Source organism: Micromonospora sp. WMMA1998 (assembly GCF_027497375.1).
Taxonomy (GTDB): domain Bacteria; phylum Actinomycetota; class Actinomycetes; order Mycobacteriales; family Micromonosporaceae; genus Micromonospora; species Micromonospora sediminicola.
On the sequence record NZ_CP114911.1, the window covers coordinates 2,408,554 to 2,432,032 of the forward strand.

The window sequence follows — 23,479 nt, forward strand, 5'->3', positions numbered from 1 at the left end:
GTGGCCCGCGTCTCCCACGACCGGCGGGACTGGGGCGGGACGACTGGGGGAAGATGGGGACATGCCCACCCTGCGTCTCGCCCTGTGCCAGGTCAACCCGACGGTCGGCGACCTCACCGGAAACGCCGAGCGGGTCCGCGCGTGGACCCGCAGGGCCGCCGACTCCGGCGCCCAGCTGGCCCTCTTCCCCGAGCTGATGGTGACCGGCTACCCGGTCGAGGACCTGGTCTTCCGTCGGTCCTTCGTCGCCGCGTCCCGGGCCGCGCTGCACCGGCTCGCCGCCGACCTGGCCGCCGACGGCGTCGGCGACCTGCCGGTCCTGGTCGGCTACCTGGACGCGGACGGGCCGCCGCAGGTCAGCTCCGACGCCGAGCCGGGCCGGGGGGCCCGCAACGCGGCGGCGCTGCTGCACCGCGGCGAGGTGGTGGCCACCTACTTCAAGCACCACCTGCCCAACTACGGGGTGTTCGACGAGGACCGCTACTTCGTCCCCGGCGACACGCTGACCGTGGTGCGTCTCGGCGGGGTCGACGTGGCGCTGACGATCTGCGAGGACCTGTGGCAGGCCGGCGGCCCGTTCGCGGTGGCCCGGCAGGCCGGGGTCGGGCTGGTGCTGAGCATCAACGGCTCGCCGTACGAGCTGAACAAGGACGACGCGCGGCTGCCGCTGGTGCGCCGGCGCGCCGCCGAGGCGGGCGCGGCGATCGCGTACGTGAACATGGTCGGCGGCCAGGACGAGCTGGTCTACGACGGCGACTCGCTGATCGTGGACGCCGACGGCACGCTGCTGGCCCGGGCGCCGCAGTTCGTCGAGCACCTGCTGGTGCACGACGTGGAGCTGCCGGCCGCGCCGGAGGCGACCGGCGGCGCCACCGACCTGGCCGACGGGATGCGGCTGGTCCGCCACGAGGTCTCCGGCATCCCGGCCGCGCCGACCGGTGAGGCGGCGACCGGCGGGATCATCGAGCCGGTCGCCGACGAGGCCGAGGTGTGGCAGGCGCTGGTGCTGGGCCTGCGCGACTACGTGGACAAGAACCGCTTCCCCTCGGTGGTGCTCGGCCTCTCCGGCGGCATCGACTCGGCGGTGGCGGCGGCCCTGGCGGTGGACGCGCTCGGCCCGCAGCGGGTGGTCGGCGTCTCGATGCCCAGCCAGCACTCCTCCGAGCACTCCCGCACCGACGCCGAGGACCTGGCCAAGCGGACCGGTCTCGACTACCGCGTCGAGGCGATCCAGCCGATGGTGGACACGTTCCTGGCCAACATGTCGCTGTCCGGCGTGGCGGTGGAGAACCTCCAGGCCCGGGTGCGCGGCGTGATCCTGATGGCGCTGTCGAACCAGGAGGGCCACCTGGTGCTCACCACCGGCAACAAGAGCGAGCTGGCGGTGGGCTACTCGACGCTCTACGGCGACTCGGTGGGCGGCTACAACCCGGTCAAGGACGTGTGGAAGACGCTCGTGTGGCGGCTGGCGAAGTGGCGCAACGCGGATGCGGCCCGGCGCGGCGAGACGCCGCCGATCCCGGAGAACTCGATCGGCAAGCCGCCGTCGGCCGAGCTGAGCCCCGGCCAGCTCGACAGCGACACGCTGCCCGACTACGACGTGCTCGACCCGATCCTGATCGGCTACGTCGACGGCGACCTGGGCCGCGACGGCCTGATCGAGTCCGGCCACGACCCGGCGGTGGTGGACAAGGTGCTGCGGATGGTGGATACCGCCGAGTACAAGCGGCGGCAGTCCGCGCCCGGCACCAAGATCTCCATGAAGGCGTTCGGGCGGGACCGGCGACTGCCGATCACCAACCGCTGGCGCGAGGACGGCTGAGCGGACCTCGGCCGGGAGTGAATTCCTCCACTCCGACCTGCCCCCGACCGGCCGCCCGGTGCGACGATCGCGGGGAACCCGGGGACCGCGCGCGCGGCCTCGAGGAAGGAGATGGTGATGGTGGAGTCCACCCCGACCGAGGTGACCGCCCTCTACGGCGGGCCGGCCACCCGGCGGATCCGCACCCGTGACCTGATCGCCGCCAAGGAGCGCGGCGAGCGGTGGGCCATGCTCACCTCGTACGACCAGTACACCGCCTCGATCTTCGACCAGGCGGGGATTCCGGTGCTGCTCGTCGGCGACTCGGCGGCGAACAACGTCTTCGGCTACGAGACCACGCTGCCGGTCACCGCCGAGGAGCTGCTGCCGCTGGTCCGCGCCGTGGTGCGGGCCACGAGGCACTCGCTGATCGTCGGCGACCTGCCCTTCGGCTCCTACGAGGAGGGGCCGGCGCAGGCGCTGCGCACCGCGGTGCGGTTCATGAAGGAGGGCGGCTGCCACGCGGTGAAGCTGGAGGGCGGCCGGCGCTGCGCGGCCCAGATCGAGGCGATCGTCGGGGCCGGCATCCCGGTGATGGCGCACATCGGCTTCACCCCGCAGAGCGAGCACACGCTCGGCGGCTACCGCGTGCAGGGCCGGGGCGACACCGCCGAGGAGGTGCTCGCCGACGCGCGGGCGGTGGCCGAGGCGGGCGCGTTCGCGGTGGTGCTGGAGATGGTGCCCGGTGAGGTGGCCAAGCGCGTCACCGGCGAGCTGCGCATCCCCACCGTCGGCATCGGCGCCGGCCCGGACACCGACGGTCAGGTGCTGGTCTGGCAGGACATGGCCGGCCTGCGCGCCGGCCGGGCGCCCCGCTTCGTGAAGCGCTACGCCGACCTGGCGGGCGCGCTGACCGACGCGACCCGCCGGTTCGCCGACGAGGTACGCGGCGGCGAGTTCCCCGCCCCCGAACACACCTTCTGAGGTGTAAGGAAGGGCCCCTTCTTAACGCCTGGCGTAGAGGAGGGGCCCCTTCTTGACAAGCGCCGCTCAGAGATCCGTGACCCGGATGCCGGCGTGCGCCTTGTAGCGCTTGTTGATCGCGATCAGGTTCGCGGTGAACGCCTCGATCTGGTGGGCGTTGCGCAGCCGGCCGGCGTAGATGCCGCGCATCCCGGGGATCCGGGCGGCCAACGCGGCGACCACGCCCACCAGGTCCCGGTCCTCGGTGCAGATCAGCACGTCGAGGTCGATCCGGTCGACCTCCGGGTCGGCCAGCAGCGGCGCGCTGACGTGGTTGAACGCGGCGCAGACCCGGGAGTCGGGCAGCAGCGCGGCGGCCTGCTGCACGGCGCTGCCCTCGGCCACGGTGAGCGCGTACGGGCCCTGCTTGTCGAAGCCGAGCGGGTTGACGCAGTCCACCACGATCTTGCCGGCCAGCGGTTCGGCGAGCGCGGCGACGGTGGCGGCGTGCCCGTCCCACGGCACCGCCACGATCACCACGTCGCTGCGCCGGGCGACCTCGTCGTTGTCGGCGCCGGTGACGGTCGCGCCGGCCGGCATCCCGGGCAGGGCGGCGATCTCGGCGGCGGCCTGGGCGGCCCGATCGGCGGCGCGGGAGCCGATCAGCACGGTCTGCCCGGCCCGGGCGAACCGGTAGGCGAGTCCCCGCCCCTGGTCGCCGGTGCCACCGATGATGCCGACGGTCAGCCCGGAGACGTCGGGCAGCGTGGTCGCGTCGTAAGCCATGCGGTCATCCTCGCAAAGGGTGCCCGGCGTCGGCGCGTCGAGGCGCTGTGACAATCCCCGCCCCGGCCGCCGGGTCGGGTGCGGGTCGTCCACCGCCGGTCAGGCGCGTTCGAAGGCGACCTTGCGCTCCACCGGGTCGGCGGCGGTCAGCCGGACCCGGACGCGCTCGCCCAGCGGCAGGTCGCCGACGCAGCGGGCCCGCACCGGCGGCTCGTCCAGCGCGACGGTGCCGCCGGGCGGCCGGCCGGCGCGGCCGTTGCCCGCCGGGCGCGGCTCGTCCACGTCCAGCACCGCCGCCTCGAACGTCTCCCCCACCCGGTGCGCCAGCAGCACCGCCTCGGCCAGCTCGATCGCGCCCCGGGTGGCCGCGCCGGCGGTACGGTCGGTCGTCGCCATCACCTCCGGCAGCTTCGGCAACGCGGCCCGGACGTGCGCGGGCACCTCCCGGCCCTCGTGCAGGGCCAGGCACGCCTCGGTGGCGTAGCGGTCGGCGAGCCGGCGCAGCGGCGCGGTGACGTGCGCGTACGCGGCGGCCACCCCGCCGTGCTCGGGCTGCTCGGGCACCGCGCCGTCGAAGGCGGTGTACGCGGCCCCGCGCATCAGCTCGGCGGCCTGGTCGACGAACGCGGCGGCCCGGGGACGCGACGCGTCCAGCCCGGCGAGCACCTGACCGACCGGGACACCGTCCGGCCACGGCACGCCGAGCGGGCCGGCGGCGGTCCGCAGCCGCTCGACCGCCTCCGCGCGGGGACGCGGCATCGTCCGCAGCAGCCCGATCCGGCCGGCGAGCATGATGTCGGCGGCGGCCATGCCGGTCAGCAGCGAGATCTGGGCGTTGTGTTCCTCCATCGCCCCGGGACCGCGCAGCACCAGCCGCCAGCCGTCGCCGTCGGGCTCGACGTCCTGCTCGGGCAGCGGCAGGTTGATCGCGCCCCGGTGCAGACCACGGGTGGTGAGCAGGGCCCCGATCTCGGGCAGCAGGGCGATCGGCTCGGGCAGCCGGCCGGCGTCGGCGTCGCGTTGCACCCCGCCGTAGTCGAGTTTCGCCCGGCTGCGCACCAGGGCCCGTTCCAGGGTGACCGCGACCGTGCCACCGTCGGCGTCCAGGTCGATGGTCCAGAGCACCGCGGCCCGGTCGGCGTCGGGCAGCAGGCTGGCCGCCCCCTCGCTGAGCGTGTGCGGGTGCAGCGGCACGTTGCCGTCCGGCAGGTAGACCGTCTGGCCCCGGCGCCACGTCTCCGCCTCCAGCTCACCGCCGGGGCGTACGTGGGTGAACACGTCGGCGATCGCGTACCGCACGCGGTAGCCGCCACCGGGACGGCGGGCGAGGTGCATCGCCTGGTCGAGGTCGCGCGAGGTCGCCGGGTCGACCGTGACGAACGGCACGTCGGTGCGGTCGGCGACGGCCGGCGGCGGCGCGGCCGCCGCCGTGTCGGCCTCGCGCTGCGCCGCGGCCGGGAAGCTCTCGGGCAGTCCCAGCTCGCGGCGCAGCGCGCCGAAGTCGATGCGGGGCGCCAGTACGCGTCGGATCACCACGCGGTCAATCCTGACAGCGCCCCGCACGTTCCGCTCACCGGCGCGACGGCGTCAACCCGTACCGACGCCTGCGGCGTCAGCTCCCGCCGCGCGGGTGAGCGGTCGGGGTCAGGCCCGGCGGGCCGGGGCCTTGCGGGAGGTGGTGGTCCGCTTGGCCGTGGTGGTCGTGCGGGCCGGCGCCTTCTTGGCCGCCGTGGTCTTCTTGGCGGCGGTGGTCTTGCGCGCGGTGGTGGTCTTCTTCGCCGGGGCCTTCTTGGCCGCCGTCTTGCGCGCCGCGGGGCGCGTCGAGGCGGTGGTCTTCTTGGCCGGCGCCTTCTTCGCCGCGGTGGTCTTCTTGGCGGCGGTGGTCTTCTTCGCCGGCGCCTTCTTCGCGGTGGTCGTCCGGGCGGTGGTCGTCTTCCGGGCCGCCGTGGTCTTGGTGGCCGCCGTGGTCTTCCTCGCCGCGGTGGTCTTCTTCGCCGCCGTCGTGGTCTTCTTCGCGGGCGCCTTCTTCGCCGCCGTCTTCTTCGCGGTGGCCTTCTTGGCCGGCGCGCTCTTGGCGGTGGTCCTCGTGGCCGGCGCCGTCCGACCGGCGGTCTTCTTGGCCGCGGTCTTCTTGGCGGTCGTCCTGGCCGCCGTGGCCCTGGTGGCGGGCGCCTTGCGCGCCGCCGACACGACCTTCTTGGCGGCGGCCTTCTTCGCCACCGCCTTCTTCGCCGGCGTCCGTCCGGCGCCGGCGCCCGAGGCGTTCGGCGACGCCTTGGTGACCGTCGTCGTCCTGCCCGCGGTGGTCCTCTTCGCGGTCGTCCGTTTCGCGGCCGGGCGGGTGGCCTGCTGTGCTTCGGCCATCTCGGTTCCCTTTCCTGGGGACGTGCTCTCGCCCTCGCGGAGCACGGATCACCTCGACGCGGGCCCTCCCGCGCCGTCTAGCGGCCCTCCCCGGCCCAACGGGCGTCCTCGGCATCCCACGCTTCGTTACGCTCCCGCACCTGCTGCAGGGCGTTCTCCGCGTCGGCGGCTGAGGCGTACGGTCCGAGAACGTGCTTCGCGGGGCACACGTCGGCATCGGTCTCGACCCGGTGGTGTCGCGTGCACCAGTAGTAGTGCCCACCACTTCCGTCGTCGCTCATGCGATCACTGTGCACCGGGAACCGCCCGGCCGCCACCGGAACGCCACAAATAGTCGTCGCCCTCTCCACATTAGACCTGGTCGTGGCGGTCGCGACGGGGAACGGCGGAAGACGGGTACGCGGGACGACACGCCCCCGCTCTAGCAGCAGGAAGCAGGATCGACCATCCGACGGTGAGTCCCACTTACGGGACCGGCGGGCGAGCCGGGGGATCCGCTTCGGTGGATCATCGCCCGAGCCGGTGCCGGGCGGACAGCGTTGTGCAAGCCTCGACGGAGCATATTCGCGGGAGACGTCGGCTGTCAGCCCCGCCGGACACCGCGGGCGGACCCGCCGGCGCATCCCGTCAGACCTGGGGAGAGAACCGTGGGCAACCTTGACGTCGCGTTGAAGAACGCGATGAGCATCGACGGGGCCATCGGAGCCGCGCTCGTCGACTACACCAGTGGCATGACCCTCGGCGTGGCCGGAGGCACCGGCGAGATCGACCTGACCGTCGCCGCCGCCGGCAACACCGACGTGGTCCGGGCCAAGCTGCGCACCATCGAGATGCTGAAGCTCGACGACGAGATCGAGGACATCCTCATCACGCTCGGCAGCCAGTACCACCTGATCCGACCGTTGAGCAACCGCACCGGCAAGGGGCTGTTCCTCTACCTGATGGTGAGCAAGAGCCGGGCCAACCTCGCGATGGCCCGGCACCAGCTGCGCGTGATCGAGGAGACCCTGGAGCTGTGAGTCGGGTGGACGACCTCCCCCGCCGTACGCCGGCCCGGGCCGGCGCCCTGCCACCCCCGCGCACGCTGCCGCCCTCGCTGGCCGGCAACCCGGCCCTGCCGTACCCGGCCATCGGGCAGGAGCTGTCGGCGCTGCGGCTGCAGATCCCCGGGGTGCACGGCTGTGTCCTCGGCGGCGTCGACGGGCTGCTCATCACGCACAACCTGCAGAACGGCGCCGACCCGGACGACCTGGCGGCGCTGGCCGCCACCATGTTCGGGCTGGGCCGGCAGGTCGGGTCCCGGCTGGGTCAGGGCGACTTCCAGCAGTCCACCGTACGCAACGAGGGCGGCTATCTCAGCGTCTACGCGGTGAGCCCGCAGGCCCTGCTCGCCGTGGTCGGCACGGACAGCATCAACGTGGCGCGGCTGCACCTGCACGCCCCGACCACCGCGGCCCGCCTGGGCGACCTGCTCGACGGCGTCGTCCCGACCACCTCCTGACCGCCTCCGGTCGCGCCGGTCCCTCGGGGCCGGCGCGCCGGCCCGGCCGTACCAGTGACGGTCCTGCCGCCGACCTCGATCCGGGACCCGTCGGCGTTGCCGTCGTCCTTCTCCGACGGCAACGCCGACGGCCGACGGTCGGCACAACCACCGGCCCGGACCGGACCTCGGTTCTCGTCGCCCTTCGAGCTGATGTCACGAACGACTCAGGCCGCGACCCGCGTCCGCGGGGCCACGTCACCCGCCGGCGTCCGGTGGCGGGCGGCCATCCCCCGGCAGCGGGCGAGCAGGGCCAACGTGACCAGTACCAGCGCGAAGCCGGCGAACTCGTGGTCGAGCAGCCAGAAGAACTGCACCACGACCAGGTGCAGCACCAGAGCGGACATCAGCGCCCCGAGCGCGCGCACCCGCCGGCCCGCCGCCCAGAGGCCCAGCCCGACGGCGGTGACGAGCAACGCGGCGACCGCCGCCGCCACGTGGGTGCCGCGCCACAGCCCCGGCTCACGGGACAACAGCACCAGCGGCCGGCCCAGCGAGAACACGGCGAGCAGCCCGACCGCCACCACCGTGACACGGTCCCACGCGGGTGTCCCGGTCGTTCCCGACATCAGCTCGACCGGGGTACGCAGGCGGTCCGGCCAGCGGAACGCCGGGCGGCGGACGCCTCCCGCCGCCACCGCGTACGCCAGGGCCTGGGCCGCGTTGGCCCGCCGTTCCCGCTCGGTGGGCGGCCGACGGCCCACCACGAGGACCACGAACAGGCACGCGCCGAGAAGCGTGGCGTGGATCAGCGCGGCGACCGGCTCGTAGAAGTAGTCGTGGTCCCGGGTGACGAACTTCCCCACCTCGTCGATGAACAAGCCGAAGCCCACGCCGGCGAGCACGGACGCGGCGGTGCGCACCGCCCGGCCCAGGAAGAGCATCTGGAGCAGGTGCGCGACGAGCATGCCGAGCCCACCCCAGAGCAGGTGCGCCACGTGCAGGTCGCCGGAACCGACCTGCGGGAAGCCGGTGGCCGCCAGGTAGAGCCGGGTCACCGCGACGGTGAGCACGGCGGCGACCAGGAAGAGCCGGAACCGGCGTACGCCGTCGGCGTCCCGCAGCGGGCGGCGCGGTCGGGGCAGGCTCATGCCTCCGATCCTGCGCGGCGCGCACGGCGACCGACATCCGGAACCGCACCCATGATCCCCCTAGGGAGGGGCGACGCGCCGGGGTCGTCATGCTGTCTTCCATGGGCCACCGTGACGACCGGGAGTCCGACGTGCGCCGGCTCCTCGACGAACTCTGCGTCAAGCTGGGTTTCTGCCTGCCACCGGAGGAGAGGCGCCGGCTCCGCGAGTCGCCTCCGGCTGGCGTGGACGGCTTCACCGACGCGGTGCTCGCGGCCGAGGGGATGAGCGGCAGCGAGCACCCGGACCTCCGTCGTCAGGTACGAGAGGTCGTCGAGCGGCACACCGGCCGATGGAGGGGATCGGGCGCCCACGCCCCCGAAGGCCGGGACCTCTGACCAGCCCTTGGTCGCCCAGCAGCGCGGCACACCCGGCGGAGACGGCCGTCCCGTCGTCGGCCGTGGTGTCGGACGTCCAACTCGAACCCGCTCACCGCGGCGTCCGTGACGATCAGCCTGAGCAAGGTCATCTCCGAGGCCTGACACCCGTAGGTGGTCCGGGCAAGATCCAGAACGTCGTCAGGCGCGCGGCCCGCGCGGATGATGTGGGGCGTCCGGGGCCCAGGCCGACGGCGGCACGCGCGCGAGCAGACCTCCGCCCGCGCAGACCTGGCCGAGGCGGCGATGCGCGCGCGTCCGATCGTCGAATGAGCGGAGTGCCGCTCGGCCAGGGCGCTGCGACTACTCCTGGCCGTCGGGGCCCTGGTCGTGGACGTTTACCGGACGTTCGAAGAACGACTCCAGCACGACGATGGTCTGAGTGCTGGTAACCCCGTCGATCGAGAAGATGCGCCTCAGTACGGCTTGCAGGTCCTCGGTAGTGGCGGTGCGGATCTTCACCAGTGCGCTCGCCGAGCCGGCGATGATGTGCGCCTCCTGAATCTCGGGTATGGCCGCGAGCGCGTGACGAGTCGCCGCGTCGCCCATCCACGCATCGGCGCCGAGCATCACGAAGGCGAGCACGCCACGGCCGACGACGGCAGGGTCGACGTCCACGGTGGTGCGCCGGATCACGCCTCGCTCGCGCAGCTTGCGTACGCGTTCGTGCGCCGATCCGGCGGACAGGCCAACCGCCTCGCCCAAGGCCGCATAGGACTGGGTCGCGTCGCGCTGCAACCGGGCCAACAGGGCGCGATCAATACCGTCAATCATCAGGCGCCTATCATGATTTGGAACACGTACCGCTTGACCATACCATGTTCGGCAACCAGGCTTTTGGTCAGAACTTCGTTCGGAATGGAGATCGCATGTCTGACAGTGTCCCTGCTGAGTTCCGGCTGCTCGATGAGAGGTTCCGGTACCTCGACGGTGACTTCGTCATCGAGGTCCTGCATGGTGGCGCCCGCAAGACAGAGGGCCCGGCATACTTCGCGGCCGGCCGCTATCTGGTGTGGAGCGACATCCCCAACGATCGGCTGCTGCGCTGGGACGAGACCACCGGCGAGGTCGGCGTGTTCCGCCAGCCCTCGGGCTACGCCAATGGCAACACCATCGACCGGCAGGGCCGGCTGATCACCTGCGAGCAGGGGAACCGGCGGGTGACCCGCACCGAGCACGACGGCACGGTCACCGTGCTGGCAAACCGCCACGACGGCAAGCAGCTCAACAGCCCCAATGACGTCGTGGTGCGGGCCGACGGCACGATCTGGTTCACCGACCCGATCTACGGCATCTACAGCGACTACGAGGGAAACAGGGCCGAGTCCGAGTTCGGTGGCTCGTGCTACGTGTTCCGGCTCGACCCCGCCACCGGGGACCTGCGCGTCGTCGCCGACGACTTCTGCCGCCCCAACGGCCTGGCCTTCTCACCGGACGAGCAGCAGCTGTTCATCGCCGACACCCGGCAGGAACCCAGCCACATCCGTGTCTTCGACGTAACCGCCGACGGGGCTCTCAGCGGTGGCGAGATCTTCGCCGAATGTGACAACGGGCGCTTCGACGGCCTGCGCGTCGACGACGACGGCCGGCTGTGGGCCGCCGCGTGGGACGGCGTGCACTGCTTCGACCCCGACGGCACCCTCATCGGAAAGTTGCTCCTGCCCGAACCGGTCGCCAATCTCACCTTCGGCGGGCCGAAACGCAACCAGCTGTACATCACCGCCGGTCGCTCCGTCTACACGCTGCGGGTCACCTTCAACGGCGCCCGCTACCCGGGACCCGCCGACAGCGAAGAGCGGTGAGCCGCGACGTGCACACCCACCGGGACGGTCCAACAACCTAGGGACCGGCGCAAGACGGGCTTAGTCGGCGGCCGAGTGCTGGTGGCATCGGTTGTCGGCGGTGTCCGGCAGTAGGACACACCCGCACACCTGGCAGGTTCCCCAGCGGCCGTACCACGAGCCCGTGCGCCGGAATCGGGCGAGGGCAGCCCGCCAGGCACTCAGATCTGCCTCGTCAGGCTCGCCGTCAACGTCCGCCGGGTACCTGGGCTCGTTGCCTGCCAGGAAACCTGCGACAAAGTAGCGGGCCTCGTCAGACATCGCCCCCATCCCGGGACGCGAGACGTTGTAGCCCACGCCCTCGTGGGGACACCATGCCGCCATCCGTCCAGTGAACGTGTGGCCGTTGCCGACCAGGACGTCACGCCCGCAGGGGGCCTCAAACCAGAGTCGCTCATCGAGCGCTGGCTCATCGAGCGGGGCCTGCTCCCACCGCAGCGGCTGGCTTACCTTCGCCACAACGCACGAGGGTGTCGCCTCGCCGTCCGGGGGACACCAGGCCACAAGATTGGCCCCCCGCTCGTGGGCGAGGGCGATCGCCTCGTCCCGGGCCATCAACTCCAGCCCTGTTCCGCTGTCGAGGTATACCTCGGCAGCCTCGATAGCTTCGTCGAAGCGGAACTCGGCCAGCGACCACATCCTGTCGGACATGGGCGACGATCCTAGATCCACCGAGCCGCCCCGAACACCCGCAACCGCCGCATCAGCAGGCCGAGACGTTGTAGATCAGTTGGCGGACGCGTGTCGCACATCAGCCGACGACATAGAACCAGCTCAGAGCCTTGATCACGGCTCTGACCTGGTGGGCGACGGACGAGTCGACCTGTACGCCGGATTGTGAAGGTTGCACCCACTCTGAGCAGGCGTTTCACCCTTCCGACACCCTCTCAGGGCGTCGCCAGGGCGTCTGGCGAAATTTCGGGAGCCTCGACGACGGCACGTCGGCCGGGTCACAAGCCGACCGGATCGCGCCCAACTATCTGGATGCCGCCGGACTCAGGAGGTCCACGGAGACGAGGAAGACGGCTGTTCCGTCCTCGGCCGCTACGCCGTCAGGCTCGGTCGAGACCAGGGCCGGCGACACCGACGAGGCGTCAGGCATGTCGCGGAACTCCTTGACGACGCACCGCACCGCGGCCGGCGTCGGCAACGCGGACTCGGGATCGAGGTCCCTACCAAAGATGGGCGCCTTGTCGACGAGCGACCATGCGCGGCCCTGCGCATCGGTGAACACGACCCGCACCACGGCCGGGATGAAGTGACCCCTATCGGCCGGACACCTCGATGTCTGTCAGGGGCTCTTGGTGGATCTTCTCGTAGGTGTCGGGGCTGACGTTACCTAGACGGCTGTGTCGGCGGCGAGGGTTGTAGAAGCCTTCGATGTAGGAGAAGACCTCCATCTCCAACTCGTGACGGCTGGGCCAGGCGCGGGTGTAGACCAGTTCGGTTTTAAGGGTGGCGAAGAACGTCTCGGCCATGGCGTTGTCGTAGCAGTCGGCGACCGAGCCCATGGAGGCCAGGACGCCGCAGGAGCGTAGGGTGCGGCCGAACTCGAACGAGGTGTACTGGCTTCCGCGATCCGAGTGGTGGATGAGCTGGTCGCGGGCGGGTCGGCGGTGCTGGATGGCCATGCCGACCGCGTCGAGGATCAGTTCGGTGCGCAGGTGGTCGGCCATCGCCCACCCGACGACGCGGCGGGAGTAGGTGTCGACCACGACGGCGAGGTAGAGGAAGCCTTCCCAGGTGCGCAGGTAGGAGATGTCCGCGACCCACAACCTGTTCGGGGCGGTCGCCGTGAACTGGCGCTGGACCAGGTCCGGCGCGGTCGCGGTGGCTGCGGCCTTGCGGCGGGGCTTGCCGCGTCGCCGGCGGTGGGCGCCCTCAATGCCGGCCAGGCGCATGAGTCTCGCTACCGCTTTGCGGTTCCACCGGTGGCCGCGGTCATGGAGCTCGGCGGTGAGCCGGCGGGCGCCGTAGACGCCTCGATGCTCCGACCACGCCTGCCGGGTCACCTCGACCCGATGCTGGTCCTGGCGATGCCGGTCGGCGGCATGGTGCCGGCCGGCTCGGAGCCACTGGTAGAAGGCGCTGTGACCGACGCCGAGCAGCCGGCAGAGCAGACGGACCGGGTAGGAGGTCTTCTCCGCGTCGATGAACCGGTACACGTCGGCACGGTTCACCGCTCCGTCTCGCGTGCGAAGAAGACCGCGGCTTTTTTCAGGATCTCCTTCTCCAGCTCCAGCTGCGCGACCTGACGCCGCAACCGCACCAGCTCAGCCCGCTCATCCGCGGCCAAGTCGCTGGGCCGGCCGCCGTCACGTTCCTGCCGCATCCGGTCGACCCAGTTGCGCAACGTCTCGTGGTTGACGCCCAACTCCCGACCCACGTCACGGATCGTGCGACCGGAGTCGAGCACCAACGCCGCGGCCTGGCGGCGGAACTCCTCGGGGTACTTGCTCTGTCGAGCCACAGCGGTTTCCTCCTCCTCGGCAGGATGCCAAGTCAGGAGGTGTCCGGTCTCAGGGGGTCACTTCACAAGGTCACCAGTGTCCGGGCTACTCAACGCGGGTTAAGCCCAGCCCGGCCACGTTCGCTGTCAATCGTCGAACTCGAAGCCGCTCGCCTCGGCGTCCCTGATCAGCCGCCGCATGCGTTCGCCGTCGGTGGCGACTGTGGTCATCCGGGCTTCCAACTCTTCCAGCGCCCCTCGGTCGGTGCCGTAGGCGCAGAACGTGTCACCCTCGCAGGCATAGACGAATCGGCCGTCGATCGACTGAGCCTCAGTGCTGACGAGAACCTGCGCCACGCCTTCCCAGAAGTACCCGTTGGGCTCGTGATCGAGTTCTTCGATCAGGTCGTCGACCGGTGTTGTCCCCGCATTCAACAGGAGCGAATGCTCACCGGGCGTCGTCTCGATCATAAGAAACATGGTCATCGGGGGAGCCTGGCAGCCGTCGGTAGCCGGCGACAAGATCCTGGCGGCCGCTCTTACGATGGCGATCCCGCATCTCCGGACTCAGGCTCGAACAGGCGGTCGATGGCCTGCCGGGTGCGTTCCTCGCTGGCCGGCATCAGGTGCGTGTAGACCCGGAGCGTGAAGCCCGGGTCGGCGTGGCCGAGGTACGACGCCAGGGCCTTGATGCTCTCCCCCGCGTCGAGCAACGACGAGGCGTAGAAGTGGCGCAGCGCGTGCATCCCGGTGGCCCGGGTCGGCGTGATGCCGGCGGCGCGTACGGCGGGGCGCCAGCTCTTGTCGTCGAAGGTGTGCCGGTTGATCGCACCCCGCCGGGTGGTGGTGAACAGCAGCGGCACCGTCACCCGCTCGTCGTCGGCCGGGTTCTCCCACGGCAGGGTGAGCGACACCGGCGGGAAGTCCTCGATGTGCTGACGCAGCACCAGGGCGACGGAGTCGGGCAGCGGTATCCGGCGGTCCCGGTCGTTCTTGGGCAGGCCGAAGACGAGCCGGGAGCGGACGAGCTTGACCTGACGCGTGATGTGCACCCATCCGGCGTCAAGGTCGATGTCATCGAGGCCTAGCCCGAGGATTTCCCCCTGCCGCAGACCGCAGCCGGCGCCCAGGTCGACCATCGCCCGGTACCGCTGGGCGAGGCCACCGCGGATTGCCGAAACCTGGTCGTAGCGCAGCGGTACCACCCGGCGCTGCACCGGTCGCGGCGGGGTGACCGACTTTGCCGAACACGGGTTCTTCGCGATGCGTTCGTCGTCGAGGGCCGCGCCGAGGATGGTCCGCAGGTGCGCGAAGATCACAGCCCGGGTCGCCGGAGCCAGCTTGCCGACCAACGCGGCGTCCCACTCCCGGATGTGACCCGGCTTGATCGCCGCCAGTTGCCGAGAGCCGAAGAACGGCAGCAGGTACTTGCGTACCCGATGCTCAGTTACCTCCCGCGTCGACTCGTCGAAGGACCGCGTGCGCAGCCAGGTCTCGGCGTACTCGGCGAAGGTCATCCGGCCGGCGAGCGGATCGACGTAGGAGCCCCGCAGCTTGTCCGTCTCGGTCGAGACCATGAACGCCTCAGCCTCGCGCTTGGCCCGGTCCGGGAAGGACTTCTTGCGTTCCTTGCCGTCCGGGCCGATGTACCGCACCCGGTAGCGCAGGCCCTTGCCGAACAGTTGCGTCTTGACCCGCTCCTTCCGCCCGCCCTCGTGACGCAGCGTCTTGTACCAGCGATCCTCCACGTGCCCCATCAGGCCGCCACCTGCTCGCGTACCCAGGCCCGGACCGCTTCCGGCTCGTAGCGCAGGTGTCGGCCGACCCGGGCCGCCGGCGGACCGTACTTGACCTTGCGCCAGCGGTACAGCGTCTCCTGCGGCACCCGCAGGTACGCCGCCACGTCCCGAACCGTCCACAGCTCGTCCTTGGCCATTACAGCCCCTCCTCCGTCTTGTCGTCCGCTTCCGTCGTCGAGTCGTCGTCGGGGAGCTGGGCGGCGCGGTCCTTGGCGGCGAGCAGTTCGGAGCGCCAGCGGGCGCGTTCGCTGATCGACCGCAGCAGCCGGTGAGCCATCGCCGGCACGTCGGGATCATCGGGCCGGGCGAGTTCCCAGGCGTGGCGGACCGGTTCGACGGTGGCGCCCTGGTCGTCGACGCCATCGAGGCCGACGGTGACGCCGAGCAGCGCCCGCACCCAGGCCCGTACGTCGTGCTTGTGGTCGGAGAGCGTCTTGCCGGACCAGTCGCGGGAGATGAGGATGCGCCGGCCGCCGATGCCGAGGGTGTCCCGCTGGTGGACCTTGCCCTTGCAGCGGCCCGGCTTGAGCTTTGCGTGCGCCTTCTTCGGCTGGACGCCGTACAGCAGCCAGTTCGCGCACCGGTCGGTGCAGGGGGTCACGCGCAGTTCCCGCCACAGCCGGTCCAGGTGCGCCCGTTGCCGGTCCGTGGTCGCCTTGTGGCAGTCGCCGGTGTGCTTGGTGACGTACTTCGTGACGTACCGGATCGTCCGCTCCGCGTCGGCGGTGCCGGGCATGACGCCGCGGGCGTCGACCTGGGTGCCGAAGCGCACCACGTGCACCGGTTCTGCGTCCGGGTCGGCGTCGATGTCGTCGAGGGCTTCCGTCCAGGCGGTCAACGGCTGGCGGGTGTCCGGGTCGACCCACGCGCAGGCGTCCTCGTCCCACACCGGAGGCCGGTCGACGGTGTACCGCGTGACGTCGACCGCCGGCCACCACACCTGGTGATAGGTCGCCGCCGCGACGGTGCGCAGGATGTCCCGGGGAACGGTGCCCCGGATGGCGAAGTGCGCGTGTGGGGCGAGGCGGCGTTGCGGCTCGACGCAGCCGGCGTACTGGACGTTCCAGCCCTCACACCGCCGCAGGTTCTGCCAGAACCGGTCCAGCAGCCGAGGAAAGTGCACCGCATCCCAGGCGGCGCGGCGGTAGTCGTACCGGTCGGGGTTGAGCGGCGTGCCGTCGGGGCGGACCGGGCCGTAGGAGTCGAGGGTGAGCGTCAGCCACATCGACGGCCGGTAGGTGGCCCCGTCCGGGGCGGTGTACGTCTTTCCGACCGTGCGCGGCTCGACCTTGCGCCGGGGCAGTTCCGGGGCGTCCTGCCGCCGTCGGGTGGAGCGCTTGCGGCGCGGGCCGGTGTCGTCGTCCTGGTCGTCGTCGCCGGTCGCGTGCGGCGGGGCGACCCGCCCCCGGAGCCCTTCGGCCGCGATCGCTTCTTCCACGTCGCGGATCGCCTCGTTGAGGTCGTCCACCTGGTCCCACTGGCACGCCCGCGACGCCTCGTCACGGGAGAACTCCAGGTGCCCGCGCATCAGAATCAGCGCCTTCTGTTCCTCGGTCGCCGGTTGCGGGGGCGGTAGCGGCTCGTCGTCGCGGTGCCAGCCCTCCCGGATCTGGGCCTGCCGCAGCCGGCGGTTCTTTCTCGCGCAGGGCGCGCACTTGTCCTCCCGGGTCGCGCCGCAGGGCAGGTCGATGACCTCGGTCAGGCCGGTGTCGAGGTCGGTGCGGCGCATGGCGAGGGGACGCACGCAGACGCCGTACTCGGCGGCGATCTCCTTGAGCACGTCGACCGAGCGGGGAAGCGCCATGCGGGCCGCCCGCGACCCCGGCCGAGGAGCAGCAGCCGGGGTCGGGGCGGCCGGCGCGAGGCCGGGCAGCGTTGGAGCGGTCATCGGATGATCCCGACGACGTGCGGCCGGTTCGACTGGGCGACGGCGCGGGGAGGCAGGACCGCCGGGACGACAGGCGACGCCGGCACGGGCCGGGGGACCGGTTCGACCTCGGTGGCTTCCGCCGGCTCTTCGTAGCGGTACGCGTCGGGCTGGTCCGGCTCGACAGCCGGCGGCGTGACCGGGGCGTTGGACAGGACGACCTTCACCAGGGCGAGGAAGGCCAGCGACGGTACCGCCGCCACGACCCAGCCCCACACCGACGATTCGGCTTCCGCGACCTGGGCCGCGAGGGACAGCACCGCGAACGCCACCAGCAGCGAGCCCACCAGGCCCACCGGCCGACCGGCGCGACGTCGGGCGCGCAGTTCCAGGCCGAGGTAGATCGTCATCAGCTCGACCGCCACGGCGTTGGCCCAGCCGATCCAGTTCGGTTGGCCGTGGGCGACGGACAGGTCGTGGACGTGGGTGAAGGCGGCGGCGCCGGCCATGCCACCGATGGCGAGCAGGATCACCAGACGTACGCCCGATTCGGTGCGCTCGGTCATCGCCACTCCTGCAACGGCTTCTCGCGGATGGTCAGGTCGATGCGGATACGCCGGTCGGCCATGTCGGGGCGGCGGTTGACCATGCGCGCCAGGCCGTGCAGGGCGGCGGCGGTCTGATCGGCCGGGCCCACCAGGCGGATGCGCAGCGGACGACGGAGCCGGTTGACGATGCGGGTGAGGGTGGTCATCGCGGTTACCTCCTGGCCGGTCGGATATCGGTGCGGATGTAGTCCGGAGGGGCGCCGAGCGCGGCGACCGCTTCGGAGAGGCAGCGCCACAGCGCCCACGCCTCGTCGGGGGTCAGGGACATCCGTCGCCGGCCCGCCCCGACCGCCAGATACACCGGGTACGGGTCGGGCCGTTCCGGGTCGACGCGGACGGACACGGCGGTGACCGGTTCGGGGGTGCGCAGCCGGTAGAACCGGCGACCGTCCGGGAGGGTGGTCACCGCGGCTCACCCCCGCCGTCTCGGTCGAGGAGGTTGCGCAACGCGTCGGGCAGTAGTGGCCCGGACGGCTTACGCGGCAACGGAAGGCGTACCGGTTCGGTGGCGGTTTCCCGGCCGACCTGGGCGAGGATGTCCGAGGCGTCAGCCGGCGCCGGGAACCGCTGGGCCATGTCGCGGATGTCGTCGTCGCTGACGTAGGAGAACCGCACCCGCATCGGGTCGGGGGTGCCGTCGAGGATCACGTACCCGACGCCCTTCGCCCACCGAGGCATCTGATCCGCCAGCGCAACCCGGTTGCGGGCACCGTCACCAAGGACCATGTCGACCTGTGACGCCTCGGTCAGCCCGAGCGCGATGCGGGTCGGGAACAGGTCCCGGAACGGCAGCACTTCCTTGCGCGGGTCCTGCAACGCGGCCACCACCAGCACGCCGACGCCGGCCCCCTGCGACAGCAGCAACCCGAGCGACGACGCGATGCGCTTGCGCAGCTCGACATCCTGCAAATAGGCGGTCAGCGCGGCCATCTCGTCGACGACGACCACGACCAGGGGGCCCACTTCGGTCGGCGTGTGCACCCGAACCGTTCCTGCCAGGCGGGTCTGACGCTCCCGCAGGACGGTCACGGCCTCGTCGAGCAGGTCCGCCATGGCCTCGAACGACTTGCAGGCGAACCGGGCGAACATCGGCCGGCCGAGCGCGAACTCCATCCCGCCCTTCGGGTCGACCACCCACAGCCGCACCAGCCCGGAGGCGACGCCGCCGCCGAGGACCCGGACCAGCGACCACAGCACCGAGCCCTTCCCCGACCGGGTGGCGCCGCCCACCAGGACGTGAGTCGCGAGCAGATGCAGCGACCAGGGACGCAGGTCCTCCCGCCGGGCCAGCGGCAGCGCGGTGAAGTCCGGCACCGCCGGCACCGGGAACGGCGGCACCAGCGTGCGCAGCGCATCGGTACGCACCAACGCCACGTAGACCACCGTCGGCCGGTCCCGATACCGCACCCGATCCGCCAACCGCAGCACCCAGCCCCACCGACCGGCACGGGTCGGCGGATCACCGGGACGTTCCGCGTAGACCCGGGCATGCCGGCGACCGAAGGCGTGCGCCAGGTTCGCGCTCACCCGCTGGAACTGCTCCGGTGTCTGCCCCCGAACCATCCGCACCGTCAACACGTCCAGGGCCTGATCGGAGCGGACCCGCAGCAGGTCAGGGAGCACGTGCCGCCGGTCGAACGTCTCCGCGAGCCCGCAGAGCGTCATGGCCTCACGCCACACCCGCCGGTAGACGAACACCCGCCGGAACGCCCCCAGCAGCGGACCCGCCAGCCACGCCCACCAGGACGACTCATCCCGCCAGCGCCACACCGCCGACACCGCCGACGCCACCACCAGCGGCACCACCAGGCCCGGCCAGTCGAACTCGACGTACAGCCACAGCTCCAGGACCACCGCGCCGGTTGCCACCGGATGCCGCAGGCACCACCACAGCAGCCGCCCCGACCAGCGCAGCACCAGGCCGAGCACCACCGCCCACATCGGCAGCTCGAACCGCCTCGGACGGAACACGATCAGGTCACCGGCCGAGGTCGTCACCACCTCACCGCGAGGCCGCCCCATCACTTGGCACCCCGCAGCGACACGAACCGGCCCGACGCATCCCGGACCGCAGGAAACGGAAGCACGAGCTGCCCCACGCAGCCCTCACACCGACCATCGACACCGGTAACCGGATCGAACCGGGACTGACACACACCACACCGAGGCCAGCCACGGCCAGCCGGACGCATACCCTTGGACACGTCACTACCTCTCTCGACAGAGCAGGGGAAAGAGACACAGGGGGCGGGGCTGCCGTCCGCCAAGACCTGACAGCCCCGCCCCCACCAGATGCGGCTACGCCGCCGCCTTCTTGGCCACACCCGCCGGAGCGCGCATGCCGGTCGCCCGCAGCGAGTACGCCATCCGGTTGCTGTTGGTCACGTACGGCGTGACCGTCATGCCGTCGAACTCCACTGCCTCGAACGGGGCGCCCGTCGGCGGCACCGGCTGGTAGTCGGCGGAAATCTTGACCGTCGTCTCTCGGGACCGCTTGCCAAGCTCCGGGTCCAGGTCCATCACCCGCACCTGCCACACCCGCTGGCCGGTCAGCTTGTCCTTCGCCGGGCTACGCCGGCCCGTCTTCTCGTCGTAGTCCTCGACCTCACCCATCGACTCGGGCACCAACGCGCACCCAGCCGGGAACACGTCCTCGCAACGCACGGCGAACCTCGTACCGCCACGCAGAGCCATCGCTCAACCTCCAGGTTGTTGGCATGTCTGCCAAGTTGAGACTCCAAGGTAGACGGCACTTGGCAGACAAGTCAATGAGATGTCGGGCTACTCCGGCGGCCCGGTGGCGCACGTTCGGAACTGGCATGCACTTGTCACGATCTCAACGTGACGAAACGTGTAGATACGGCACTCATGGCCGCAGGTGCACTCGGCTTGCTCGCCGTAGGGCTGGCGCTGCTGCCGGGCTCCGCGTGGACAGCCCTCTCGCACGCGATACTGTCCCGGCATTGGGTGATCGGCCTGGCTATCTTGAGTCTGATCGGACTCTTCACGGGATGGCTTCGTCGTCAATCTCGACAAGGGTGGGCAATTTCGGCAGCACCCACGCCTCCACGCCGACCACTACAACCCCTTCCCTCGTGGCTCGTACCCGCAGGCGCAGCACTGATTGCTTCGATTACTCTGGCTGCCGTTCGGTGGCTAGAGGGCACCATCCCCCATGGCGCTAACCCAATTGAAAAGGCCAGCCTCCAGGTTGAGGCAATCAAGACAGGTCTTTCCATCGGCGCGGGGGCAGCAGGAGCTCTCGCCCTCTTACTAGCGCTGCGTCGACAACAGTTGGCAGAGCGCACTCAGCAGGCAACCGAGTACGATGCCGGAGAGAAACGCGTCACCGAGCTGTATGTCAAGGCCGCAGACCAACTCGGAGCAGAGAAGGCCCCGGTAAGACTCTCGGGCCTATACGCCTTGGAACGCCTGGCGCAAGACAATCCAGCCCACCGCCAAAGCATCATCGAGGTTATTTGCGCATACCTTCGCATGCCCTATTCCCAACCCACAGAAGCCGACCGAAATCTGGAGAACGAACCAAGTAAAGCAAGGACGATTGGGTGCGCCACCCCGAGGCCACTCCAGCGGGATGCACCAGCCCTAGAACCAAGCGAGAATTGGCGCGAGGAACGGCAGGTTCGGATCGCAGCACAGCGCATCCTTGCTCAGCATCTTCGGCCGCTGACCACCGATGAGCAGCCAAATCCATTCTACTGGGACAAAATGACCTTGGATCTCTCCGAAGCAACCCTAGTAAATTTCGAACTAGAAGACTGCGTCCTTCACAACATTCGCTTCGATCGCGCGACGTTCATAGGCCCAGCCCGCTTCCAGAAGGCAGTATTTAACAAGGTCGGATTCGAAGCAGCGACGTTTAACGATACCGCCTGGTTTAACTGGGTCACATTTGCCGATTGGGCTTGGTTTAAGTTTGCAACGTTCGGCGGCGACGCCAGATTCGAGCTGGCCACCTTCACCGATCACACAATGTTCTGCAATGCAACTTTCAGCTGCGAAGGCAACTTCCGCGAAGCCCGATTCTTGGAAACCGCATGGTTCGCCGAGGCAACGTTCGGCAGACGGGCCAACTTCCTTGATGCTCGCTTCGAAGGGGAGCTTTGGCTTGACGAGGAATCCTTTCCCGACCTCGAATTTTTAAAGCAGGCAAAAATAGAAGGCTTTTTGTCGTGGGGCGAACACCCTAAGATGTGGCAGGCCACTAAGGACGCCGAAGCTGCAGATCAAGATGCAGTGGCGAGCTAGGCACATCTACGAGGTGGAGGCGAAGGATCGGCGTCGTACCCCCGGCATGCCGGGGAACGAGGTTACGCCAGAGGCGTGAGCGGTAGACCGTTCGGCAGCATCGAGGCCAGGGCGTTGGCTCTGGCCTCGATGATCCTCATTCGGGCCTGATACTCGGCCGGTTCGCGGTGCGCGGCCTGGCTGGTGACCTGGCCGGGCCACTTGCGGTAGAGCAGCCCGTACTCCCGCGTGAAGTAGCCGGCGCTGACGGCGTTGGCGGCGAGCAGTAGGCCCGTGTCCTCGGAGGCGGGTAGCGCCATCCAACCGCCCAGGGCGAAGATGAGATCCCGCCGCAGGCACAGCGTGGCCGGGTGCACTGATGCCCGGTAGCCGTTGGCTTGCCAGAACGACAGGACCGCACCGCGGTCGACGACCCCGCCGGCTGGATCCTTGTCCCAGCCGGCGGTTGACCCGTCGGGCAGCAGATCGAGTACCCGCGAGGTGGTCCACCCGATCTGTGGGTGCGCGTCGAAGGCGGCGATGTCTCGGGCGAGCGCGCCGGGGGTCAACTGGTCGTCGGCGTCCAAGACCTTGATGAGGTCACCAGAGACGCGGGAGAGGGCGAGGGTGCGGGCGACGCCAGGCCCACCGGAACGGCCGGCGCCGAGGCTGATCCGGGGATCGTCGGGCAGCTCGTCGGCCAGGGCGCCGGTCTGGCCGTCCTCTTGGACGAGCCATTGCCAGTCCCACCCGGTGGGCATTTCCTGCTTGGCCAACGACTCGTAGGCGCCGGCAAGGTGCTCGATGCTGGGCGCGTGGACCGGGGTGATGACCGAGACGAGCTGCGTCAAGTTTTCCACCGCTGGAGTTTGTGGGAGTAGACAAGCTCGGTGCGGTCGCCCGGCATCACGACGTCGGCGACCTCGACGACTCGGCCGGTGGTGTCGATGGAGGTCTTGCGGACGGTGAGGACGGAGACACCTGGGTCGATGTCCAGAAGTTCGGCCTCATCCGGCGACGGCGGGCGGGCGCGGATCTCGTCGTCGATCCGGTCCAGCTCGATGCCGATGGTGTGGAGCTGGTGCTGGGTGCCGCCCGGCCACGGTTCCTTGCCCTCGTCGAGCAGGTCCGGGTTCGCGGCCACGAGGTCGTACGGGAGGTACGAGTACGACACGGTCAGCGGCGCGTTCTCATGCCGGGAGGAAGTCCAGTAGACCCGGCGTAGCAGCGTTGTGCCCGGGCCGACCTGCAAGGCCGCAGCCATCTCCGCATCAGCCTCGACACGGGTGTACTCGGCGTGGAACTTGAGGTCGTCGACGGTCAGGCCGGTGTCGTGCTCGGTGGCGCCGGTCTTCAGCCGCTCGTCCTCGTCGAGCAGGACCCGGTCCTTCTCCCACTGGTAGCGCTCGGCGTTGCGTCGGCGTACCCGTTGGCGGGGTGCCCGCACGTAGGTGCCGCGTCCCTGCTCGGCGCGGACCAGGCCCCATTCGCGGAGTTGGCGGATCGCGTTGCGCACGCTGGTGCGGGACAGGCCGGAGGACTCGGCAAGCTCGGTCTCGCTCGGCATCAGGGTGCCGGGGGCCAGTTCTCCGCCCATGATCTTTGCCCGCAACTCTTCGGCGAGTTGCAGGTATCGAGGGCGCCAGTCCCGACCTTGCACACCGGCCACCGTACCCCCTAGACGTTCCAACGTCTGCCAGGTGGTC

The 23,479-nt window shown here is 70.4% G+C and carries 28 protein-coding genes; 7 read left to right on the forward strand and 21 right to left on the reverse strand.

Features of this window, described 5'->3' with window-relative positions; translation table 11 throughout:
* Nucleotides 1-61 precede the first annotated feature (61 nt).
* Nucleotides 62-1,822, forward strand: coding sequence for an NAD+ synthase (locus O7600_RS10440; RefSeq protein ID WP_281593414.1), 1,761 nt, complete (start codon nt 62-64; stop codon nt 1,820-1,822).
* 117 nt (nt 1,823-1,939) lie between these two features.
* Nucleotides 1,940-2,785: a 3-methyl-2-oxobutanoate hydroxymethyltransferase gene (gene panB, locus O7600_RS10445; RefSeq protein WP_281593415.1), complete on the forward strand. Its 846-nt coding sequence runs from the start codon at nt 1,940-1,942 to the stop codon at nt 2,783-2,785.
* Between the two features lie 66 nt (nt 2,786-2,851).
* Here panB and npdG read toward each other — a convergent pair whose 3' ends face one another.
* The 4 genes from npdG to O7600_RS10465 all read right to left on the reverse strand — a co-directional run bounded on the left by npdG (nt 2,852) and on the right by O7600_RS10465 (nt 6,195).
* Nucleotides 2,852-3,550: an NADPH-dependent F420 reductase gene (gene npdG, locus O7600_RS10450; RefSeq protein ID WP_091572837.1), complete on the reverse strand. Its 699-nt coding sequence runs from the start codon at nt 3,548-3,550 to the stop codon at nt 2,852-2,854.
* A gap of 99 nt (nt 3,551-3,649) precedes the next feature.
* Nucleotides 3,650-5,086, reverse strand: coding sequence for an RNB domain-containing ribonuclease (locus tag O7600_RS10455; RefSeq protein WP_281593416.1), 1,437 nt, complete (start codon nt 5,084-5,086; stop codon nt 3,650-3,652).
* A 108-nt stretch (nt 5,087-5,194) separates the two neighbouring features.
* Entirely contained in the window at nt 5,195-5,914 is a 720-nt protein-coding gene (locus tag O7600_RS10460) for a histone (RefSeq protein WP_281593417.1), read from the reverse strand.
* 77 nt (nt 5,915-5,991) lie between these two features.
* Nucleotides 5,992-6,195: a hypothetical protein gene (locus O7600_RS10465; RefSeq protein WP_098747330.1), complete on the reverse strand. Its 204-nt coding sequence runs from the start codon at nt 6,193-6,195 to the stop codon at nt 5,992-5,994.
* A 366-nt stretch (nt 6,196-6,561) separates the two neighbouring features.
* On the opposite strand from O7600_RS10465, the gene O7600_RS10470 reads away from it, so the two are divergent.
* Both O7600_RS10470 and O7600_RS10475 read left to right on the forward strand, forming a co-directional pair.
* Entirely contained in the window at nt 6,562-6,933 is a 372-nt protein-coding gene (locus O7600_RS10470; RefSeq protein ID WP_091572826.1) for a hypothetical protein, read from the forward strand.
* Entirely contained in the window at nt 6,930-7,415 is a 486-nt protein-coding gene (locus tag O7600_RS10475; protein ID WP_281593418.1) for a roadblock/LC7 domain-containing protein, read from the forward strand. The genes O7600_RS10470 and O7600_RS10475 overlap by 4 nt, the downstream gene beginning before the upstream one ends.
* A 206-nt stretch (nt 7,416-7,621) precedes the next feature.
* Here O7600_RS10475 and O7600_RS10480 read toward each other — a convergent pair whose 3' ends face one another.
* Nucleotides 7,622-8,545, reverse strand: coding sequence for a hypothetical protein (locus O7600_RS10480; RefSeq protein WP_281593419.1), 924 nt, complete (start codon nt 8,543-8,545; stop codon nt 7,622-7,624).
* 101 nt (nt 8,546-8,646) lie between these two features.
* Here O7600_RS10480 and O7600_RS10485 point away from each other — a divergent pair, with 101 nt between their 5' ends.
* Entirely contained in the window at nt 8,647-8,922 is a 276-nt protein-coding gene (locus tag O7600_RS10485; RefSeq protein ID WP_281593420.1) for a hypothetical protein, read from the forward strand.
* Between the two features lie 342 nt (nt 8,923-9,264).
* On the opposite strand, the gene O7600_RS10490 is transcribed toward O7600_RS10485, so the two are convergent.
* Nucleotides 9,265-9,735: an Lrp/AsnC family transcriptional regulator gene (locus O7600_RS10490; RefSeq protein WP_281593421.1), complete on the reverse strand. Its 471-nt coding sequence runs from the start codon at nt 9,733-9,735 to the stop codon at nt 9,265-9,267.
* Between the two features lie 95 nt (nt 9,736-9,830).
* Here O7600_RS10490 and O7600_RS10495 point away from each other — a divergent pair, with 95 nt between their 5' ends.
* Nucleotides 9,831-10,763, forward strand: a complete 933-nt coding sequence (locus O7600_RS10495) for an SMP-30/gluconolactonase/LRE family protein (RefSeq protein ID WP_281594120.1) — start codon at nt 9,831-9,833, stop codon at nt 10,761-10,763.
* A 60-nt stretch (nt 10,764-10,823) separates the two neighbouring features.
* On the opposite strand, the gene O7600_RS10500 is transcribed toward O7600_RS10495, so the two are convergent.
* From O7600_RS10500 to O7600_RS10560, 13 genes are all read right to left on the reverse strand, one after another.
* On the reverse strand, nt 10,824-11,453 hold the full coding sequence (locus O7600_RS10500; protein ID WP_281593422.1) for a hypothetical protein: 630 nt from the start codon (nt 11,451-11,453) through the stop codon (nt 10,824-10,826).
* Nucleotides 11,454-11,778: 325 nt separating this feature from the next.
* Entirely contained in the window at nt 11,779-12,036 is a 258-nt protein-coding gene (locus tag O7600_RS10505) for a hypothetical protein (RefSeq protein ID WP_281593423.1), read from the reverse strand.
* A gap of 31 nt (nt 12,037-12,067) precedes the next feature.
* Nucleotides 12,068-12,967 (reverse strand): IS3 family transposase, encoded by a 900-nt coding sequence (locus O7600_RS10510; RefSeq protein WP_281590201.1) that lies wholly within the window; start codon nt 12,965-12,967, stop codon nt 12,068-12,070.
* A gap of 11 nt (nt 12,968-12,978) precedes the next feature.
* Nucleotides 12,979-13,272, reverse strand: a complete 294-nt coding sequence (locus O7600_RS10515; RefSeq protein WP_013289120.1) for a transposase — start codon at nt 13,270-13,272, stop codon at nt 12,979-12,981.
* 126 nt (nt 13,273-13,398) lie between these two features.
* The gene (locus O7600_RS10520; protein WP_281593424.1) at nt 13,399-13,737 is read right to left on the reverse strand and encodes an Imm51 family immunity protein; all 339 of its coding nucleotides are present in this window, start codon (nt 13,735-13,737) and stop codon (nt 13,399-13,401) included.
* Nucleotides 13,738-13,790: 53 nt separating this feature from the next.
* Entirely contained in the window at nt 13,791-15,008 is a 1,218-nt protein-coding gene (locus O7600_RS10525) for a tyrosine-type recombinase/integrase (protein WP_281593425.1), read from the reverse strand.
* Complete coding sequence (locus tag O7600_RS10530; RefSeq protein ID WP_281593426.1) at nt 15,008-15,187, reverse strand: helix-turn-helix domain-containing protein; 180 nt, start codon at nt 15,185-15,187, stop codon at nt 15,008-15,010. The genes O7600_RS10525 and O7600_RS10530 overlap by 1 nt, the downstream gene beginning before the upstream one ends.
* A complete protein-coding gene (locus O7600_RS10535) occupies nt 15,187-16,938 on the reverse strand; it encodes a replication initiator (RefSeq protein WP_281593427.1) in 1,752 nt (583 codons plus the stop codon). Before O7600_RS10535 ends, O7600_RS10530 begins: the two co-directional genes overlap by 1 nt.
* Nucleotides 16,935-17,483, reverse strand: coding sequence for a DUF2637 domain-containing protein (locus O7600_RS10540; protein ID WP_281593428.1), 549 nt, complete (start codon nt 17,481-17,483; stop codon nt 16,935-16,937). The genes O7600_RS10535 and O7600_RS10540 overlap by 4 nt, the downstream gene beginning before the upstream one ends.
* On the reverse strand, nt 17,480-17,671 hold the full coding sequence (locus tag O7600_RS10545; protein WP_281593429.1) for a hypothetical protein: 192 nt from the start codon (nt 17,669-17,671) through the stop codon (nt 17,480-17,482). The genes O7600_RS10540 and O7600_RS10545 overlap by 4 nt, the downstream gene beginning before the upstream one ends.
* Nucleotides 17,672-17,676: 5 nt before the next feature.
* Nucleotides 17,677-17,931, reverse strand: a complete 255-nt coding sequence (locus O7600_RS10550) for a hypothetical protein (RefSeq protein ID WP_281593430.1) — start codon at nt 17,929-17,931, stop codon at nt 17,677-17,679.
* Nucleotides 17,928-19,547 carry an FtsK/SpoIIIE domain-containing protein gene (locus O7600_RS10555; protein ID WP_281593431.1) on the reverse strand — a complete coding sequence of 540 codons (1,620 nt, stop codon included), beginning with the start codon at nt 19,545-19,547 and terminating at the stop codon, nt 17,928-17,930. Before O7600_RS10555 ends, O7600_RS10550 begins: the two co-directional genes overlap by 4 nt.
* Before the next feature lie 276 nt (nt 19,548-19,823).
* The gene (locus tag O7600_RS10560; protein WP_281593432.1) at nt 19,824-20,219 is read right to left on the reverse strand and encodes a transcriptional regulator; all 396 of its coding nucleotides are present in this window, start codon (nt 20,217-20,219) and stop codon (nt 19,824-19,826) included.
* Between the two features lie 147 nt (nt 20,220-20,366).
* On the opposite strand from O7600_RS10560, the gene O7600_RS10565 reads away from it, so the two are divergent.
* Nucleotides 20,367-21,794, forward strand: coding sequence for a pentapeptide repeat-containing protein (locus tag O7600_RS10565; RefSeq protein ID WP_281593433.1), 1,428 nt, complete (start codon nt 20,367-20,369; stop codon nt 21,792-21,794).
* A gap of 62 nt (nt 21,795-21,856) precedes the next feature.
* Here O7600_RS10565 and O7600_RS10570 read toward each other — a convergent pair whose 3' ends face one another.
* Both O7600_RS10570 and O7600_RS10575 read right to left on the reverse strand, forming a co-directional pair.
* Nucleotides 21,857-22,633 carry a glycosyltransferase gene (locus O7600_RS10570; protein WP_281593434.1) on the reverse strand — a complete coding sequence of 259 codons (777 nt, stop codon included), beginning with the start codon at nt 22,631-22,633 and terminating at the stop codon, nt 21,857-21,859.
* Nucleotides 22,621-23,433 carry a GntR family transcriptional regulator gene (locus O7600_RS10575; RefSeq protein WP_281593435.1) on the reverse strand — a complete coding sequence of 271 codons (813 nt, stop codon included), beginning with the start codon at nt 23,431-23,433 and terminating at the stop codon, nt 22,621-22,623. The genes O7600_RS10570 and O7600_RS10575 overlap by 13 nt, the downstream gene beginning before the upstream one ends.
* Nucleotides 23,434-23,479: the final 46 nt, after the last annotated feature.

Excerpts from the sequence above, each read along its gene's own strand:
- O7600_RS10555 (WP_281593431.1), bottom strand. The coding sequence starts at position 19,547 with ATGGGGCGGCCTCGCGGTGAGGTGGTGACGACCTCGGCCGGTGACCTG.
- O7600_RS10440 (WP_281593414.1), top strand. The coding sequence starts at position 62 with ATGCCCACCCTGCGTCTCGCCCTGTGCCAGGTCAACCCGACGGTCGGC.
- O7600_RS10465 (WP_098747330.1), bottom strand. The coding sequence starts at position 6,195 with ATGAGCGACGACGGAAGTGGTGGGCACTACTACTGGTGCACGCGACAC.
- O7600_RS10485 (WP_281593420.1), top strand. The coding sequence starts at position 8,647 with ATGGGCCACCGTGACGACCGGGAGTCCGACGTGCGCCGGCTCCTCGAC.
- O7600_RS10560 (WP_281593432.1), bottom strand. The coding sequence starts at position 20,219 with ATGGCTCTGCGTGGCGGTACGAGGTTCGCCGTGCGTTGCGAGGACGTG.
- panB (WP_281593415.1), top strand. The coding sequence starts at position 1,940 with ATGGTGGAGTCCACCCCGACCGAGGTGACCGCCCTCTACGGCGGGCCG.
- O7600_RS10535 (WP_281593427.1), bottom strand. The coding sequence starts at position 16,938 with ATGACCGCTCCAACGCTGCCCGGCCTCGCGCCGGCCGCCCCGACCCCG.
- O7600_RS10525 (WP_281593425.1), bottom strand. The coding sequence starts at position 15,008 with ATGGGGCACGTGGAGGATCGCTGGTACAAGACGCTGCGTCACGAGGGC.
- npdG (WP_091572837.1), bottom strand. The coding sequence starts at position 3,550 with ATGGCTTACGACGCGACCACGCTGCCCGACGTCTCCGGGCTGACCGTC.
- O7600_RS10500 (WP_281593422.1), bottom strand. The coding sequence starts at position 11,453 with ATGTCCGACAGGATGTGGTCGCTGGCCGAGTTCCGCTTCGACGAAGCT.
- O7600_RS10480 (WP_281593419.1), bottom strand. The coding sequence starts at position 8,545 with ATGAGCCTGCCCCGACCGCGCCGCCCGCTGCGGGACGCCGACGGCGTA.
- O7600_RS10545 (WP_281593429.1), bottom strand. The coding sequence starts at position 17,671 with ATGACCACCCTCACCCGCATCGTCAACCGGCTCCGTCGTCCGCTGCGC.
- O7600_RS10495 (WP_281594120.1), top strand. The coding sequence starts at position 9,831 with ATGTCTGACAGTGTCCCTGCTGAGTTCCGGCTGCTCGATGAGAGGTTC.
- O7600_RS10520 (WP_281593424.1), bottom strand. The coding sequence starts at position 13,737 with ATGACCATGTTTCTTATGATCGAGACGACGCCCGGTGAGCATTCGCTC.
- O7600_RS10530 (WP_281593426.1), bottom strand. The coding sequence starts at position 15,187 with ATGGCCAAGGACGAGCTGTGGACGGTTCGGGACGTGGCGGCGTACCTG.
- O7600_RS10490 (WP_281593421.1), bottom strand. The coding sequence starts at position 9,735 with ATGATTGACGGTATTGATCGCGCCCTGTTGGCCCGGTTGCAGCGCGAC.
- O7600_RS10540 (WP_281593428.1), bottom strand. The coding sequence starts at position 17,483 with ATGACCGAGCGCACCGAATCGGGCGTACGTCTGGTGATCCTGCTCGCC.
- O7600_RS10460 (WP_281593417.1), bottom strand. The coding sequence starts at position 5,914 with ATGGCCGAAGCACAGCAGGCCACCCGCCCGGCCGCGAAACGGACGACC.